Source organism: Acidobacteriota bacterium (genome assembly GCA_040756905.1).
Lineage (GTDB): Bacteria > Acidobacteriota > Aminicenantia > JBFLYD01 > JBFLYD01 > JBFLYD01.
The window spans coordinates 1-15,797 of the sequence record JBFLYD010000018.1 but is presented as its reverse complement, the minus strand read 5'-3'; the positions used below and the strand labels follow the sequence as shown (position 1 = coordinate 15,797).

13 protein-coding genes and 1 pseudogene are annotated in these 15,797 nt (G+C 33.3%); 11 read left to right on the top strand and 3 right to left on the bottom strand.

Annotated features, from left to right (window positions below):
• Positions 1 to 332: 332 nt before the first annotated feature.
• The 7 genes from AB1410_02435 (at position 333) to rpoZ (ending at position 8,228) form a co-directional block, all read left to right on the top strand.
• Positions 333 to 977: a DUF429 domain-containing protein gene (locus AB1410_02435; protein MEW6455560.1), complete on the top strand. Its 645-nt coding sequence runs from the start codon at positions 333 to 335 to the stop codon at positions 975 to 977.
• 132 nt (positions 978 to 1,109) lie between these two features.
• Positions 1,110 to 2,849, top strand: a complete 1,740-nt coding sequence (locus AB1410_02430; GenBank protein MEW6455559.1) for a hypothetical protein — start codon at positions 1,110 to 1,112, stop codon at positions 2,847 to 2,849.
• Between the two features lie 25 nt (positions 2,850 to 2,874).
• Entirely contained in the window at positions 2,875 to 4,422 is a 1,548-nt protein-coding gene (locus AB1410_02425) for a family 10 glycosylhydrolase (protein MEW6455558.1), read from the top strand.
• Positions 4,423 to 4,444: 22 nt separating this feature from the next.
• Positions 4,445 to 5,695 carry a BadF/BadG/BcrA/BcrD ATPase family protein gene (locus AB1410_02420; protein ID MEW6455557.1) on the top strand — a complete coding sequence of 417 codons (1,251 nt, stop codon included), beginning with the start codon at positions 4,445 to 4,447 and terminating at the stop codon, positions 5,693 to 5,695.
• An 86-nt stretch (positions 5,696 to 5,781) separates the two neighbouring features.
• Complete coding sequence (locus AB1410_02415) at positions 5,782 to 7,071, top strand: hypothetical protein (GenBank protein ID MEW6455556.1); 1,290 nt, start codon at positions 5,782 to 5,784, stop codon at positions 7,069 to 7,071.
• A gap of 1 nt (position 7,072) precedes the next feature.
• Positions 7,073 to 7,813 carry a sugar isomerase domain-containing protein gene (locus AB1410_02410; protein ID MEW6455555.1) on the top strand — a complete coding sequence of 247 codons (741 nt, stop codon included), beginning with the start codon at positions 7,073 to 7,075 and terminating at the stop codon, positions 7,811 to 7,813.
• Positions 7,814 to 8,039: 226 nt separating this feature from the next.
• Positions 8,040 to 8,228, top strand: a complete 189-nt coding sequence (gene rpoZ / locus AB1410_02405; GenBank protein MEW6455554.1) for a DNA-directed RNA polymerase subunit omega — start codon at positions 8,040 to 8,042, stop codon at positions 8,226 to 8,228.
• Here rpoZ and cyaB read toward each other — a convergent pair.
• The 3 genes from cyaB to AB1410_02390 form a co-directional block, all read right to left on the bottom strand.
• Positions 8,221 to 8,766, bottom strand: a complete 546-nt coding sequence (gene cyaB / locus AB1410_02400) for a class IV adenylate cyclase (GenBank protein ID MEW6455553.1) — start codon at positions 8,764 to 8,766, stop codon at positions 8,221 to 8,223. The two genes, rpoZ and cyaB, sit on opposite strands and share 8 nt — an antisense overlap.
• A gap of 34 nt (positions 8,767 to 8,800) precedes the next feature.
• Positions 8,801 to 9,772 carry a polyprenyl synthetase family protein gene (locus AB1410_02395; GenBank protein ID MEW6455552.1) on the bottom strand — a complete coding sequence of 324 codons (972 nt, stop codon included), beginning with the start codon at positions 9,770 to 9,772 and terminating at the stop codon, positions 8,801 to 8,803.
• Between the two features lie 79 nt (positions 9,773 to 9,851).
• Positions 9,852 to 10,850 carry a beta-ketoacyl-ACP synthase III gene (locus AB1410_02390; GenBank protein MEW6455551.1) on the bottom strand — a complete coding sequence of 333 codons (999 nt, stop codon included), beginning with the start codon at positions 10,848 to 10,850 and terminating at the stop codon, positions 9,852 to 9,854.
• A gap of 551 nt (positions 10,851 to 11,401) precedes the next feature.
• Here AB1410_02390 and AB1410_02385 point away from each other — a divergent pair.
• From AB1410_02385 to AB1410_02370, 4 genes and pseudogenes are all read left to right on the top strand, one after another.
• Positions 11,402 to 13,099, top strand: a complete 1,698-nt coding sequence (locus AB1410_02385; protein ID MEW6455550.1) for a PAS domain S-box protein — start codon at positions 11,402 to 11,404, stop codon at positions 13,097 to 13,099.
• 12 nt (positions 13,100 to 13,111) lie between these two features.
• Positions 13,112 to 13,345: pseudogene (locus tag AB1410_02380) on the top strand (PAS domain S-box protein).
• Entirely contained in the window at positions 13,331 to 14,119 is a 789-nt protein-coding gene (locus tag AB1410_02375; GenBank protein ID MEW6455549.1) for an ATP-binding protein, read from the top strand. Before AB1410_02380 ends, AB1410_02375 begins: the two are co-directional and overlap by 15 nt.
• 288 nt (positions 14,120 to 14,407) lie before the next feature.
• Complete coding sequence (locus tag AB1410_02370) at positions 14,408 to 15,700, top strand: sigma-54 dependent transcriptional regulator (protein MEW6455548.1); 1,293 nt, start codon at positions 14,408 to 14,410, stop codon at positions 15,698 to 15,700.
• The last annotated feature ends 97 nt before the right edge of the window (positions 15,701 to 15,797 follow it).

Here is a 15,797-nt window from a genome sequence, read left to right as displayed (position 1 = left end):
ATGATTTTTTACGGCTATCGAATATATCTTCAATATTTCAGTATATACATAAAAATATTTAGAAAATAGAGCACAGTTCTACATTTAATGCAAATCGCCAATAATTTTTTAGGAAACTCACGCTAGTACAAACGCAAAAAGTTTTATTATATTCTCAGTATGACCCCTCACCTTTTTCCTCTCCCCTATGAGGGGAGAGGGGTGGGTGAGGGGTGATTGCGTAACAAAAATTATTACGTTTGCTATAATATGTTAAAAAAATTTTAATCCATACAGGTGTTCTTTAAAAGGAGAAGAAAATATATTAAATTTGTTTTAAGTTTGGAATTAAGATGAGAGGAAAACGATTCTACTGGAAAAAAGTGGTAATAGGAATAGACCTTGCTGGGTCGCAGAAGCAGCCCACGGGATTGTGTATTATGAAAGGTTTTTGTATTTTAAAAACCTGTTTGCTTTTTTCGGATAAAGAAATAATTGGAAATTGTATTAGGAATAACCCTGAAATTATCGCAATCGATGCTCCTTTAAGTCTTCCACCTGGAAGAAAATCAATAGAAGATAAAACTGGGAATCATCTTCGAGTGTGTGATATAGAATTGACAAAAAGAAGGATTAAATTTTTTCCTATAACTCTTGGCCCTATGAGAATGTTAACAGAGAGAGGTATTAGATTAAAAGAAAGATTAGAAACATTGGGTTTAAAAGTAATTGAGGTTTACCCAGGGGGAGCCCTTGATATATGGAAAATTCCAAGAAAGCAGAAAACTATAAAAAAACTGAAAAATATTTTTGTAAATTTAGATTCTTCAAGAATAAACTCAGAATTAACTCAGCATGAATTCGACGCCATAGTATGTGCTATTGTTGGAATGCTGTTCATACATGGAAAAGCTGAGGTTTACGGAAACTTTGAGGAAGGATCAATTATTATGCCTTCTTCTTCGCTCAGATCCCTTCGCATCAAAATGAATATATAGGATTTCGTTTTATTTTAATCTAAATCAATATTCTGAGTCACCCTTTCTAACTAGAAAAATATTAGGTGATTATATCGAAAGATAATGCCTTGAAAATAAATTTAAAAACATATATACAAAGTTTAAAAGGAAATGAGAAACATAGACTGGATTGTTGTTGGGTCTTATTTAATCATCCCCTTGATTATTGGAGCAGTTTTTTTAAAAAGGGCAGGAAGGAGTATAGAAGATTTTTTTGTAGCAGGAAGGAACCTTCCATGGTGGATAATTGGAATATCTGCAGTTGCAACCTACACAGATGCAGGACTTGCACCTGCTGTTACAATGTGGGTTTACCAAGGAGGGCTTTTGGGAAATGGAGTATGGTGGATTCCCTATGTTATATGGATGCCTCTTTCAGCTGTGCTCTGGTCAAAATTCTGGAGAAGACTTAAAACAGTTACTACTGCAGAATTTTTACAGATAAGATATAGGGGAAGTATCTCTGAAATTTACAGATGCGTTTATGCTTTCTTTATGAGCTTTGGATACATTGTGGTTTTAATGGGCTATGTTTCTGGATGGATGTCAATTGCTCTCTCTCCTGTATTAGGCTGGTCTCCTTTTCAGATGATTTTAATCGCAGGAGTTGTGACTTTAATTTACACGACAATGGCTGGTCTGTATGGAACTGCTTACAATGACATTTACGAATTTCTAATTTTTCTGATAGGGAATTCGATTCTTGTTCCATTTGTTCTTTTCAGAGTAGGAGGAATGGAAAAAGTTTTTCAGGGAGTTTATCATTTAAGAGGTTCAAATGCAGAGGAGTTTTTTAATGTGATTCCCCCATCCCAGAACCTGACTGAGCTTACAATATTTGCTTTCATCATCCAGGGCATGTTTTTTGCAGCTTCACCTACAGGAGGAGAAGGTTTTACAGCCCAGAAATTCATGGCTGCAAAGAATGAGTTTCATGCTCAGGTTGGCCAGCTTTTCAATTCAGCCTTAACTCTAATCATAAGGGTTATCCCATTTATATTTCTGGGAATTATTGCAGCTTCTATCTTTCCAGTCGGTATGTTTAAAGAACCTGGTGAAATATGGGCAAATGTAGTAAAAATATTTGCACCCGTTGGACTTAAAGGATTACTTGTTGCAGGAATTTTTGCCGCTTATATGTCAACGATAGGGACAGAGATGAACTGGGGTGCTTCATATGTTGTAAATGACATATACAGAAAAGTTAATAGAAAAGCTTCAAATAAACATTATGTCCTCATAGGAAGAATAGCTTCGATCGTGATTTTTATTCTTTCTCTAATCATTTCTTATCTTTTTGTTAAGGGAATGACAGCATGGTTTCTTTTTATAAATTCTGTTGTGTTTGCCTTTATCCTGCCCCTGAGCTGGCTTCGTTTCTTCTGGTGGAGGATGAATATTTATGGTGAGGCAGCAGCTTTGATTCTCGGCCTTCCCCTTGGGTACATCATATGGTTTCCATTGGGGTTTTCCAATAACCCTTTCTGGCAGGGGTTTCTTCTATTATTTGGAATCGGATTAGTTGTAATTGTATTTACTGCCCTTATTACACCTTCTGAAAAACTCGATACTCTGATAGAATTTTACAAGAGATGTAGACCTCCTGGATTCTGGTCTCCTGTAACTAAAATATTTTCCGAAGAAGAGAGAGTATCTATTAAAGAAGAAACTTTAAGAGACATAATAGATTGTTTTTTGGGAATAACTTTTGCAGGAAGTCTTATACTGAGCATAATAAGTATTTTTGGAAAACATATAAATATATTCATTGTTTCTATTCTTGTTTCTTTATTAAGTGGGAGCCTCTTCTTTCTGAGATGGATGAGAAGAGGGGTATTCCATTCATTGTAGAGAGATTTAATAGAGGAGGAATCAGATGAAAAAGAAACTTATATTTTCTTTATTGTTTTTTATTACAATTTATTCGATTAACCTTTTTTCTGAGGAAACAGTCAATCTTGCATTATGGGCTCACCCTCCTGACATTGGAAAAGACCTGAATTCAGTAAAAGAATTTGTTTCAAAATGTAAAAAAGCTAATGTTAACCTCATAATTCTTTTGGTAAAAGATACTTCAGGAAAAATTTACTGGCATAGTAAAAAATTCAAAGAAGCAATAGCTCCAGGATGGGAAGAATTTGATATAGTAGAAGAAGTTATAAAAGAATCTCATAAAAATGGGATAAAAGTTCATGGATGGTTCTGTAATTTTACAGAGAGTGTTGATTCATATATTTATTTGAAACATCCTGAATGGGCAATGGTAAACCCAAGTGGAACACATTCAGATTCAGAAAAGCTTGGAGAGGGGAGATCTTATGGAATAGTGTGGATGTGTCCAAACCGTAAACCGGGCTATGCATATCAATGGCTTCTTCCGATGATGGAGGAAATTTTAACTCTTTACGAAATAGATGGAATACATCATGATTATGTTCGATATCCTGGAGATGTGGCACCTGACACCTACTGTTTTTGTGATTACTGTCTTGATGACTTTTTCAGATACAATCACTTTGTTTATGATGTATATCCTGACCTGATTTTAAAGCCTGACCCAGTTTTGCCGAGGATTGAGGCAAATTGGCATCTTGAATACACAGCAAAGCCTTCAAATTGGAAGGATTTAAACAGAAAAGAGAAGGCGAAATATATTTTAAAAGGAAGCTTTTTGCCAGAGGCAAATCCTGATTTAAATTATTTCTTCTATGAATATCGATCCGATGTAATAACAAGGTTTGTTAGGGAATCGACATTAGCATTGAAAAAGATAAAACCTGATGTTGAAATTTCAGCTGCTGTGTTTAAAAACCCTATGCAGAGTGGAAGGTTTATAGGTCAGAGATGGATTGATTTCGCCCCATGGGTGGATATTATGATGCCCATGTGTTACAGGAGCCATTTTCAGGGAAGTTTTGAAAATCATATAGAAATGCTCGGAGAGTATGCAGAGTATGAAAAAAAATGGGCTGAAAATTTGACAAAAATGTATATTGGAATAGCAACAACTTATCTGTACAAAGAAGAATATGAGCCCTTAAACTCGATAATTTATTCATCCGAGAGCATAATGAAAGGCTTGGATGTTGATAAAAATTGTGAAATGTTAAGAAATGAATATTCGGAGAAATTGGAGATAAGATTAAAGAAATTTCCTGATTATCATGAAAAAATTTCAGATATAATAGATAAGCTTCTAATCAGTAAAGATTTAGCGGTTAGAAAGTTTTATGCTGAAAACCTTACCTCAATTCTGATAAAATTAAGGAATGACCCTCCTCCTGGATATTTTCCCGGGGAAAAATTGGAGAGAATCTTATTTATGTTAAAAGATAAAAAAGTTGAAGGAATAGTAATTTTTGCAGCAGGAAGCCTAAACAGAGAAAAGCTCTGGCAAACATTAGAAAAATCGGTAAGCAAGTAAAAAGAAAAGTGGCGTGATACAAATGGATAAAAAAAGATATATAAATGACACGACACTGGTGTGCTGTCCCATAAATATCTTCACAGAGAAACAATTTCTCATAAAGCACACTGAAGGGGTATGGGGAAGGAACTTCCCCATGTCTGGGGGGTGCTCAGCGAAGCGTCTAAGGAGATCTTTCTCCCATAGGGAAAGTGTCGTGTCGCAAAAATATAACAAAAGGAATTTAAGTGACACGACACTGGTGATTGTTTTGGATGGAGGAGCTACCTCTATAAAAGCTCTAATTATTGACTTGGAAGGGAATGTATTAGGGAAGGGAACGGGTGGTCCTTCGAACCATTTGTTGACAGAACTTGATGTTGTAGAAAAATCAATAAAAGATGCAATCCATTCAGCCCTAAATGATTCCGGATTAAAATCAGAGGATATAAAATTTCTCTGCGGAGGAACAGCAGGAGTGGATTTTGATGGGAAAGGAAACAGGCCTATCATAAAGATAGTTAAACACCTGCTTCCTTTTACAAAAAAAGTCCTGATTACAGGTGATATGGTTATCTCCCACTATGGAGCTTTACTTCACAACCCAGGAATTACAGTTATTGCAGGAACCGGCTCTGTGGTTTTTGGAATAAATTCTCAAGGAAAAAGAGTAAAGATTGGAGGATGGGGGCCTTTGTTTGGAAACGAAGGAAGTGCTGATTTTATTGCCCGCCAAGGTTTAAATGAAGCTTCAAAATACTATGACGGAAGGAGAGAAAAAACTATAATAAAAGAGGAGATTGAAAAATATTTTAACATCAAGGGTTTTAGAAAAATAATAGATGTAATTTATGGAAAGAGATTGAGTATTGAGAAGATAGCAGAGCTTTCCAAGGTTGTTGAATCAGCAGCAAAAAAAGGAGACCGTATAGCAATCGAGATTTTTAAGAATGCAGGGCATCAGTTAGCTGAGGGAATATGTGCGGCGATAAAAAAACTTCATATGGAACACGACGAAGTCAAAATCTCCTATCAGGGGTCAGTATTTGATGCTGGCTCTTTTATACTTGAGCCAATGAAAGAGAAAGTCTTAGAGAAGTTCAACAGGGCAGTAGTTATTCCTCCTCATTTTCCTCCTGTCATTGGATCTTTTTTCTTTTTTATGGAAACATTTCACAAAAATCTTAATGAGAAAATTTTAAGGAATTTGAAAAACAGTTATTCGATTATTAATGAGAACATATTTAATTTTAATACATTTCTGCCCCCTCACCTTAATCCTCTCCCCTGAGGGGAGAGGATTAAAGCTTGCCCCGCACTTGATGCGGAGTGAGGGGCAAAAATAGAATGTAACAGATATTTGTGCGTTTATATTAGATGGTAGAGCTTAAAAAAAGAGAAACTAATTTTCAGACTGGATTTTCAAAAATAGACATTACTCCATCCCAACCATTGCCTTTAGCAGGACATATCGCAAGAAAAGGCTTATCAAAGGGAGTTTTAAATCCTCTTCAGGGAAAGTCATTTTTAATAAAAGATTCCGGTGAAATAGTAGCTATTGTGGTGCTCGAGCTTCTTTACATTTCGAAGAATTGGTGCACGGAAGTTAAAAGATACATCAGTAAAAAAACAGGTATTAAAAAAGAAAACATATTGATTTCTGCAACTCACACTCATGCTGGTCCTGAAATAATAAATCCTGATTCCGGAAAGAGAGTCTCTTTATATTTTCATGAATTAAAGGAAAAAATATTAAAATTAATTCTTGATTCATTGAGTGATTTTGAAGAATCTATTTTATACTTTGGAAAACAAGGAATAAAGGGACTGGCAGGTAATAGATATAATTTAAAAAAAGAGGAAAGCGGAGAAATATCGATTATAAAATCAGAAAATAAAAAAGGATTTATAAAGGGAATATTTATATGCTATGGCTGCCATCCAACAATTTTAGGTGCTGAAAATTACAAATTTTCAGGAGATTTATTCGGTTATGCTCAAGAAAAGCTGGAAAACATATTATCTGGTCAGCCTGTGGTTTTAATTGCGAATGGTGCTGGAGCTGATGTAAGCACAAGATTTACAAGAAAAGAGCAAAGCTATACCGAATTAAAAAGATTGGGAAATATTCTTATGGAAAACATAATCAAATCAGCTGATAAGTTGCCCATACTGGAGAATTCAGGGCTTAATGTAGAAACTAAAAACCTTAAATTCAAGACAAAAAGATTACCTCTATTAGATTATGCGAAATCTGTTTTAAAAAGGACAAAAAACGAATTCAAAGTTGAGAGGAGAAGAGTTCTATCAGAAGGAGAGATGAGAATCTGGATTACAAAGCTTGAGGGACTAAAGACTCTTATAAAAAGTACAAAGGAAATGAAGTATTATCCAGAATATGTAACCGGGGAAATTCAGATTATACAATTAGGAGAAATCGCAATTATAGGTATTCCGGGAGAAGTTTTCCAAAAAACAGAGAAAGAAATATTAGAAAATGTTTCTCGGCTTAAAGGAGTGATAGTTGGATATTGTAATGATTATCTTGGATATTTTGTGCCCTCTGAGGAATGGGAAGAATTGAAATATGAATCTCTCGTCTCAATTCTTGATTCCTCAGCAGAAACAAAAATGAGAAAAGAAATAATTAGAATTTTAAATAGTTAACATGGATTTTGTAAGAATTTATGGAGAAAAATTAATAGAAATTATAAGAAGAATTCTTTCTATCCAGGAAGAGACGATTTGTCAGGGTGGAATAATTATTGCAGACTGTCTAAAGAACGATGGAATTGTTAATGTATTCGGTACAGGGCATTCCCGCCTAATAGCTGAGGAAGCATTTTATAGAGCTGGAGGGATGATATCTGTAAATCCGTTATTGAATGAAAAATTATATTTTACTAAGGGCGCAATTCAGGCATCTTTTACAGAAAGAAATGAGGATATTGTATTCGAAATATTAAAAGAAAATAAAATGGAATCAAAAGATGTGGGAATAGTAGTTTCCAATTCAGGAATAAATGTAGCTCCTGTTGAAATGACAATCCAGATGAAAAAAATAGGGATGAAAGTTATATCGATAGTGAGCCTGAAACAGTCCAAATCATCTAAAAGCCTTCATAAGAGTGGTAAAAAGCTCTATGAATTAGCTGATGTGGTGATAGATAACTGTGGAGAATATGGAGATGCTTTAATTTCAATGCCAGGACTTAATTTCAAAATTGGTCCCTCATCAACTGTTTCAGGTTCTTTTATAATTCATTCTTTATTCATAAAAGCTGCTGAAGAAATGTTGAAAAGGGGAGAGAAGCCATTGGTTTTTCCGAGTATCAACATTGAAGGTGTGAGTCTGGATGTTTTTAAGCAAATGTTTGAGAAATATAAAAATAGAATCAGATATTACTGATACAAAAGCAATAAATAATTTGGAGGGCAACCCTTCAGAGCCTGCCCCGAACCTTGCCCTGAACTTGTTTCATGGGTTGATTCGGGGGTGAGGAGAGCAAGGTGTAATAAATATTCATGCGTTTATTTTATTATAGTTTAGTCAATTCCTAACTTAATTATTGATTTTATCGCAATTTTGTGATAAAAATTATAAAGCTATAAATCAAAGCAGGGAAGGAGTAAAGGTGAAAAGATTTGAAGGAATAGATAGTAAGTTTAGATTCGTTATTATAGCTGCAAAAAGGAGTAGAGAACTTATGAAGGGCTCTCCTGCGAAAATAAATACAAAATATAAAAATCCAGTAAAAATAGCCCAGGAAGAAATATCTAAAGGCTATATTAAATATAGAACAATTGAAGAAGATACTATTTAATAAAAATCATATTCCCTTTTTTGTGTGTTTTTTTAAAAATCTCTACATAATCCAGCGTTATAATATCATTATCTCTATAGCCTAATTTCTCTGCCATTGAAATGATATTTTCTTCTTTTCCTTCAATCTCGATAAAATTTCCAACAGGAGTTTCATCAAGAGCAACATGAACATCTGATATTTTAAAAAGTGTCCTGAATTTTTGATATCTAAATGTTTTTTTTAGACCAATTCTGGTAAAAATGTCATAAAGAATGTCAGGGTTTTCGAGTTTTATCTCTAATTCTTCTCTTATTTTAAAGTTTTTTGACCTTATTTTTTCCCCTTTGAAGGTAAGATATGCTTCATTTCCTTGCTTTCTTATTCTTAATGCAAATCCTTTTTTCCTCAATGAATTATCTGGAAAATCAAATAAAACATTGTCTTCAAAGCTTCTCCTTTTTTCTAAAACAGCATTTAATTTTTTAATCTTTAGCTTAATTTGGTTTAAATTCTTAATTTTTAATTTAATCTCTTTTTCTAAATTTTTGTTTTCCAAATTAATTTTTATTAATACATTTTTTCTATTCTAATTATTTTTTTCTATTAAGGATAATATCAGGAAGATTAAAGAGTGCCTGTTTATACGATGAGTCGCTAAATATGTCCAAATTTTTCTTTGCAGATTGGGAAAATTTCCTTGCAACATTTTTGACATACTCATCAGCACCTTCATTCTTAATCATTGAAACAATATCATCTTTGAACGATTTATTAAAATTTTTATCCTTAAGGGCAGCCTTTATTTTATAAAAATTTATTTCTTTTTCTTGTTTGAGGAGGTATATCAATGGAAGAGTGATTTTCCCTTCCATAAGATCCGAAAGCACAGGCTTTCCAAGAGCTTTTTCATCTGATATAAAATCCAATAAGTCATCAGTAAGTTGAAATATCATTCCAATATTCATTCCATATTCAGCTAAAGTTTTAATTTCATCTTCATTCGCTCCGGAAAGAATAGCTCCGACTGAACATGACGCAGAAAACAAATCAGCAGTTTTTTTCTTTATTATTTCAAGATACTCTTCTTCGTTCAAATTGATATCACCTATTTTTGAAATTTCCCATAATTCTCCCTCTACCATATTCGCAGTAGTTTCTGAAAGGACTTTTATGACTTCCATATTTTCTTTTTTCACAATGAGTTTAATCGATGTTATGTAAAAGAAATCTCCAAGAAGAACAGTAATGTTTGGACCCCACGTTGTATGAATGCTTTCTCTTCCTCTTCTTAATTTTGAGTTATCTACTATATCATCGTGGACTATGCTTGCTGTATGAATGAATTCAACTGCTGAAGCAAAATCTATAAGATCCTCTCCCTTATAGCTAAAAAGTTTTGATGAAAATATCATCAATGCAGGTCTAATTCTCTTTCCACCACTTCTAAAAATATATCTTCCTATATCTGAGACTAATCCTATAGGAGAATTAGTATATTCATAAAATTTTCTTTCAACTTTATCAAGATCATCCTGGATTAGTTTATAAATTTCTTTAAGCATTGTTTAAGTATTATAGAAAAATTTTTAAACATGATGATATCATTTTATCCAAACATTTACAATATTCTCTGTGATTTTTTTACATCCTGATTAATGCTGAGCCCCAGGTTAATCCAGAACCAAAGGCAGTTAACCCTATAAGACTTCCATCCTTTATCTTTCCTTCTTTTTTAATTTCATCAAAGGCAATTGGTATAGAAGCGGCAGTTGTATTTCCATACTTATGAATGTTTGAGACAACTTTTTCAGGAGAGATTCCAAGTATTTTTCCGACCATTTCAGTTATTCTGTAATTTGCCTGATGGGGAATAAGAAAATCTAAATCATTTACGGAAAGATTATTTTCCTCGAGGATTTCCTTCATGCATTCAGGCATTTTTTCTGAAGCAAGTTTGAAAACCATCTTTCCTTGCATGGTGGGAAATCTTCTTTTGTCCTGTATTAATTCCAAAGAAAAATAAGGTTTATCTGTAATGCGTGGCTTCTCCATCCATAAAATATCCGCAAATCTCCCATCAGCATGAAGATGGGTAGCAATAATCCCTTTTCCATCATCCCTTTCATTTTTCGAAACTATAACAGCTCCAGCTCCGTCTCCAAAAAGAACAGCCATATCTCTTCCTTCAGTACTCATATTTAAATGAACAGACTGAACTTCAGCTCCGATCACAAGTATTTTTTTATACATCCCTGTTTTTACATATTGATCTGCCACAGATAAGGCATAGATAAAGCCTGTACACTGATTTCTTACATCGAGAACTCCAATACCTGTCAAGCCAAGCTTCTCCTGAAGAAATACACCCGCTCCAGGAAATAAATGGTCAGGACTTAAGGTTGCAAATATGATAAAGTCAATTTCTTCTTTTGAAATGTCTGCATCTTCAATAGCTATAAGAGATGCTTTGTATGCAAGATCAGATGTGCTCTCCCCAGGATCAACAAACCTTCTTTCTACAATACCGGATCTTTCTCTTATCCATTCGTCTGATGTATCCATCAACTTTTCTAAATCAAAATTTGTAATTACATTCTTTGGAACATAATGGCCTGTTCCCTGGATGATAGCTTTATTCATTTCAATTCTCCTTTTTAATATGGCAAATATATTAGCACAAACAAAAGAACCATTTCAAACATAAAAATTATTAATTTTTTCTGCAGGGAGAAAATGCAACACTAAATATATTATATAATGTAGAATTTAATTTATATAAATTGTAGAAATTTATTTACAATATGTAAATTAAAATAATTATATAATATTTTAAGATAAACGAACATAATGTATGTTATTATTAAATGATGTAAAATAGGGAAAGTATCATGTCACAACAAGATAACAAAAGGCATTTAAGTGACACGACACCAGTGTGCTGTCCTATAAATATCTTCACAAACAAACAATTTCTCATAAAGCACACTGAAGGGGTATGGGGAAGAGGCTTCCCCAGCCTGGGGAGCGAAGCGTCTAAGGGGGGCTTGCCCTCATAGGGAAAGTGTCATGTCATAATAATATAATAAAAGTTATATAAGTGACATGACACTTGATTGGCATAAATTTTGCTTGTAATATAAAATGGAAACAAAAATAAAATTTTTTAATGTAAATTTTATCAAAATTTTAACATGAAGAGAGAAAATATTTTAATTGTTGAGGATGATTCAGTTTTTCGTGAAATGGTCTATGATATGGTTAAAACTCTCGGATATGATTGTTCATTGGCAAAAGATGGAATAGAAGCATTAAAAATTATAAAAAATGAGAGATTTTCTCTTCTAATAACAGATTTATTAATGCCTGAAATGGATGGGATAGAACTTATGAAGGAAGCAAAGAAAATTTTTCCCAATTTATGGATTATAGCAATGACTGGTTATGCTCTGGAGTATCCCTTTGAAAAAATTATAGAATCTGGTGCATCAGATTATATAAAGAAACCCTTTACTTTTAAGGAATTCGAAATAAAGCTACTCCGTGCAATCAGGGAAAAAGAATTAATTAATGAACTTACTGTATTAAATCAAATAAATATACTCTTTGCTTCCTCTAATAGAATAGAAAATATACTGGAGGAAGCTCTAAATATATTCATGAATGGGTTTGGGTATCTTTCTTGTATACTTTATCTTAAAGAAGAGAAGGCAGAAATCTTTGAATATAAGAATATCTTAAAAGCTCATGAAAAGTTGTTGCCAAAAAAACATATAAGAATTGAAAAGGATAATAGAATAAGTTTAATTTCTAAAGATGGTGAGTTTCTCTTTATACCTGATGTAACAGGAGATAAAGAATATTTAAAAAATAATGAGCTTGCCAAGTCAGCAGTGTTGGTGCCGATAAAAATTGGCAATGAAGTTGTTGCTGGACTAAATGTGGAAAGCGAAATTGTGAATGGATTTAATGAACAAGATATTGAGAGGATAAGATCTTTTGCTAATCAAATATCAATTGCTTTAGAAAATTTTTTTCTCCAACTTCAAACCCAACAGGAAAGAGATAAATTTTTAGATCTTTATAATAATGCACCCTTTGGATATCATTCTCTTAACTCGAAAGGAATGTTTTTGGATATAAATGATACTGAATTAGGTTGGTTGGGATATTCCCGGGAAGAATTAACAGGAGAAAAACATTTCTTTGAAATTGTTACTCCTGAAAGTTATAAAAATTTTTCTCGAAATTTCCAAAAACTTATAAAATCAGGTTATATCCACGATATTGAACTTGAATTAATCAGAAAAGATAACACCACATTTCCAGTTCTATTAAATGCAAGAGCTCTTTATGATAGAAAAGGGAATTTTATAAAGAGCAGGGCTTCCATATTAGATATCACCCAACGGAAATTGGCCGAGCATGAGATTAACGGAATGAGGAACATACTCGAAACCACTCAAAACAATTTAGATATAGGTCTTTGTACATTAGACTTAGATTTATGCGTTATCCAATTAAATTCCTGGATGAAAAAGCACTACCCATGGATAGAAGTGGGAAAAGTATGTTACACTTCCTTTGGGGACAAAAAGGAGCCATGTCCATGGTGTCCTGTAATTAAATGTTTTAAATCAGGAAAGACAGAGAGAAGTGATGCCATGATTGAATCCCCCAATAGCAGACAATATTTAAACTTTATAGCTTCACCCATAAGAGATAGAAAGGGAGAAATAACTGGAGCAGTGGAAACAATTATCGATATTACTGAACAGAAAATGGTAGAAGAAAGGATAGAATTTTTAGCTAATATTATTACAGAATCAAAAGCAGCAATTGTCGGTGTAGATCTCAAAGGTAATATCACTCTCTTTAATAGAGGTGCTTAAGAACTTGCGGGTTTCATGGGGGAAGAAATAATTGGTAAATCGATAATTAAATTGAATCCTGAAATAATGGAACAGGTTAAAATAACCCTTAAAAAAGGAGAATGCATTGGAAAAGAAACATCATTTATTTCAAAAAAAAGAAGAAAGATTTCCGTAATTTTTTCAACATTTTTAATAAAGGATAAAAAAGGAAATCCAAAAGAAATAGTTGGATTTGCTGAAGATATTACAATGCGAAAGAAGATTGAAGAAAATTTAAGAGAGGAAAAAATAAGAGCTGAAAAGCTTTTTTCTCAATTAGAATTCGCCCATCAAACATTAAGAGAAATTCAGAGTCAAATGATTAAGGAAGAAACTATGGTAACCACTGGAGAATTAGCTACTGGAATTGCCCATGAGATAAGAAATCCTTTAGGAATAATCCATGCTTCAGCCCAATTCTGCTTGGATACATTCTTTCTGCCGAAAGATTTAAGAAAACATTTAAAAACTATTTTGAGAAATGCAGAGAATGCAAATAAAGTCATAAGAGATTTACTTGAATTTGCAAAGCCCGCTGATATTGAGTTAAAGCCTGGTGAAATTAGTAAGATATTGGATAAAACTTGTGCGTTGCTTAGAGCTAAATGTCTCCAACAGAGAATTCGCGTAGTAAAAAAAATATCAAAATATCTTCCAAAAATCATGCTCGATGAGAAACATCTTGAAGGAGCGTTTTTAAATTTCATGCTAAATAGTACTGAATCAATGCCAGATGGAGGAACTCTTAAAATTTCTGGGGATCTTAAGAAAGATAAAAAATCCGTTATTATAACTATTTCTGATACAGGATGTGGAATAGATCCCAAAAATATCAAGTATATTTTTACTCCATTTTATACCACAAAAAGAGGAGGAGTTGGTTTAGGCTTATCAATAGCGCGGCGTATTATAGATATCCATAAAGGAAAAATACGTTTCAAAAGTAAAGTAGGTTCAGGAACAAAGGCTATTATTAAATTTCCTGTGATTAATAATTAAAGAAGCAGGTAAATTTTTGTGATGATTATTAATTTGGGCAGCAAGGGTGACCCGAAAACACGCTGTATTTTCCCCAGCGAGGAAAATAACAGCTCGGCACTCATGCTTCGCTCTTCTCCTGAGTTAAACTCAGGAGAAACCATGCCCGCTACGCATTCGTGACGGTTTTCTTGGCCACCCTTGCTGCCCAGAAATACATTGATTTAATTTCTATTACCAAAAACTTTAGGTGCTTATGTTTTGACCGCTTGATTTGACACTAATAAAAATTTATAATAGGCGGAGAAAATGAAAAAAATATTGATAATAGATGATGATCTGGATTTTTGTTGGACATTACAAGAGATTCTAAAAAATTCAGGATACGAGACAAAATCCATTACTGAAGGCAAACGAGCTCTCCAGGAAGTTAAAAAATATCAACCAAATTTGATTTTACTGGATCAGAGATTAAAGGACATAAATGGAATAGAACTTATGCAAAAATTGAAGGAAGTTGAAAGAAATCTGGTAGTTATCATGATAACAGCCTATGGTGCAACAAAGAGTGCAGTTGAAGCGATGAAATTAGGTGCTTTTGATTATATCACAAAACCTTTTGATAATGATGAACTACTCCTTATAATTAAAAAAGCATTGGAAACTCAATCTCTAAGTGAAGAAATAGATATTTTAAGAAGACGCTTTGAAGAGGAATCTAAGAGTGATGAGATAGATTTAATAGGAAATAGTCAACCAATTCGATATATTCTTAACCAGGTAAGAACTGTAGCTCCAACCAATATGACTGTTCTCCTTAGAGGGGAGAGTGGGACAGGAAAAGAGCTTATCGCTGAGCTGATTCATAGAAAAAGCCAAAGAAAAGACAAACCTTTCGTGGTAGTTGATTGTGGAGCTCTTCCTGACAGTTTATTCGAAAGTGAACTGTTTGGGTATGAAAAAGGAGCTTTTACTGGCGCCAATTTCAAAAAAGAAGGATATTTTGAATTAGCAAATGGAGGCACTATATTTTTAGATGAAATTGGGAATTTAACACAAATAACTCAAACAAAACTTCTTAGAGTATTACAAGAACGAAAAATTAGACCTCTGGGAGGGAAAAAAATAATAGATGTTGATGTGAGAATAATTTCAGCAACGAATAAAAATTTAGAAGAAAGTATTAAAGATGGAAGTTTCAGAACAGACCTTTTTCATAGACTCAATGAATTTGCAATTTACATTCCTCCTCTTCGGGAGAGAAAGGATGATATACCTGTATTGGCAAAACATTTTATAAAAGAAGCTAATAGAGAATTTAATAAAAATATAGAAGGATTATCTTCAAAAGCAATGAGGTATATCCTTGAATATCATTGGCCAGGAAACGTTCGTGAACTTAAGAACTTGATAAAAAGGGCTGTGCTTTTAGCAAATAAAATTATTATGCTGGAAAATCTTTCGATTAATTCAGAAATTTATCCCTATTTTTGTACTTTAGATGCTGATTTATATTTGGAAAGAGGACTCTCTTTCTTCGATATCACTAAAAAATTTGTTGAACCAATTGAAGCTGCATATTCCGATGAATCTGGCCACTGATTCTGATTGAAAGTGGCCACCTGTCGGAGCGAAGTGACGCTGAATTTTCATTATACCTCAGAGTGGCTGGATTGAGTCAAGGATGACTTTCTTTTCC

What these genes read in the sequence shown, in the direction of transcription:
- AB1410_02435 (MEW6455560.1), top strand. Translation starts at nt 333, where the DNA reads ATGAGAGGAAAACGATTCTACTGGAAAAAAGTGGTAATAGGAATAGAC.
- AB1410_02430 (MEW6455559.1), top strand. Translation starts at nt 1,110, where the DNA reads ATGAGAAACATAGACTGGATTGTTGTTGGGTCTTATTTAATCATCCCC.
- AB1410_02425 (MEW6455558.1), top strand. Translation starts at nt 2,875, where the DNA reads ATGAAAAAGAAACTTATATTTTCTTTATTGTTTTTTATTACAATTTAT.
- AB1410_02420 (MEW6455557.1), top strand. Translation starts at nt 4,445, where the DNA reads ATGGATAAAAAAAGATATATAAATGACACGACACTGGTGTGCTGTCCC.
- AB1410_02415 (MEW6455556.1), top strand. Translation starts at nt 5,782, where the DNA reads ATGGTAGAGCTTAAAAAAAGAGAAACTAATTTTCAGACTGGATTTTCA.
- AB1410_02410 (MEW6455555.1), top strand. Translation starts at nt 7,073, where the DNA reads ATGGATTTTGTAAGAATTTATGGAGAAAAATTAATAGAAATTATAAGA.
- AB1410_02395 (MEW6455552.1), bottom strand. Translation starts at nt 9,772, where the DNA reads ATGCTTAAAGAAATTTATAAACTAATCCAGGATGATCTTGATAAAGTT.
- AB1410_02390 (MEW6455551.1), bottom strand. Translation starts at nt 10,850, where the DNA reads ATGAATAAAGCTATCATCCAGGGAACAGGCCATTATGTTCCAAAGAAT.
- AB1410_02385 (MEW6455550.1), top strand. Translation starts at nt 11,402, where the DNA reads ATGAAGAGAGAAAATATTTTAATTGTTGAGGATGATTCAGTTTTTCGT.
- AB1410_02375 (MEW6455549.1), top strand. Translation starts at nt 13,331, where the DNA reads ATGCGAAAGAAGATTGAAGAAAATTTAAGAGAGGAAAAAATAAGAGCT.
- AB1410_02370 (MEW6455548.1), top strand. Translation starts at nt 14,408, where the DNA reads ATGAAAAAAATATTGATAATAGATGATGATCTGGATTTTTGTTGGACA.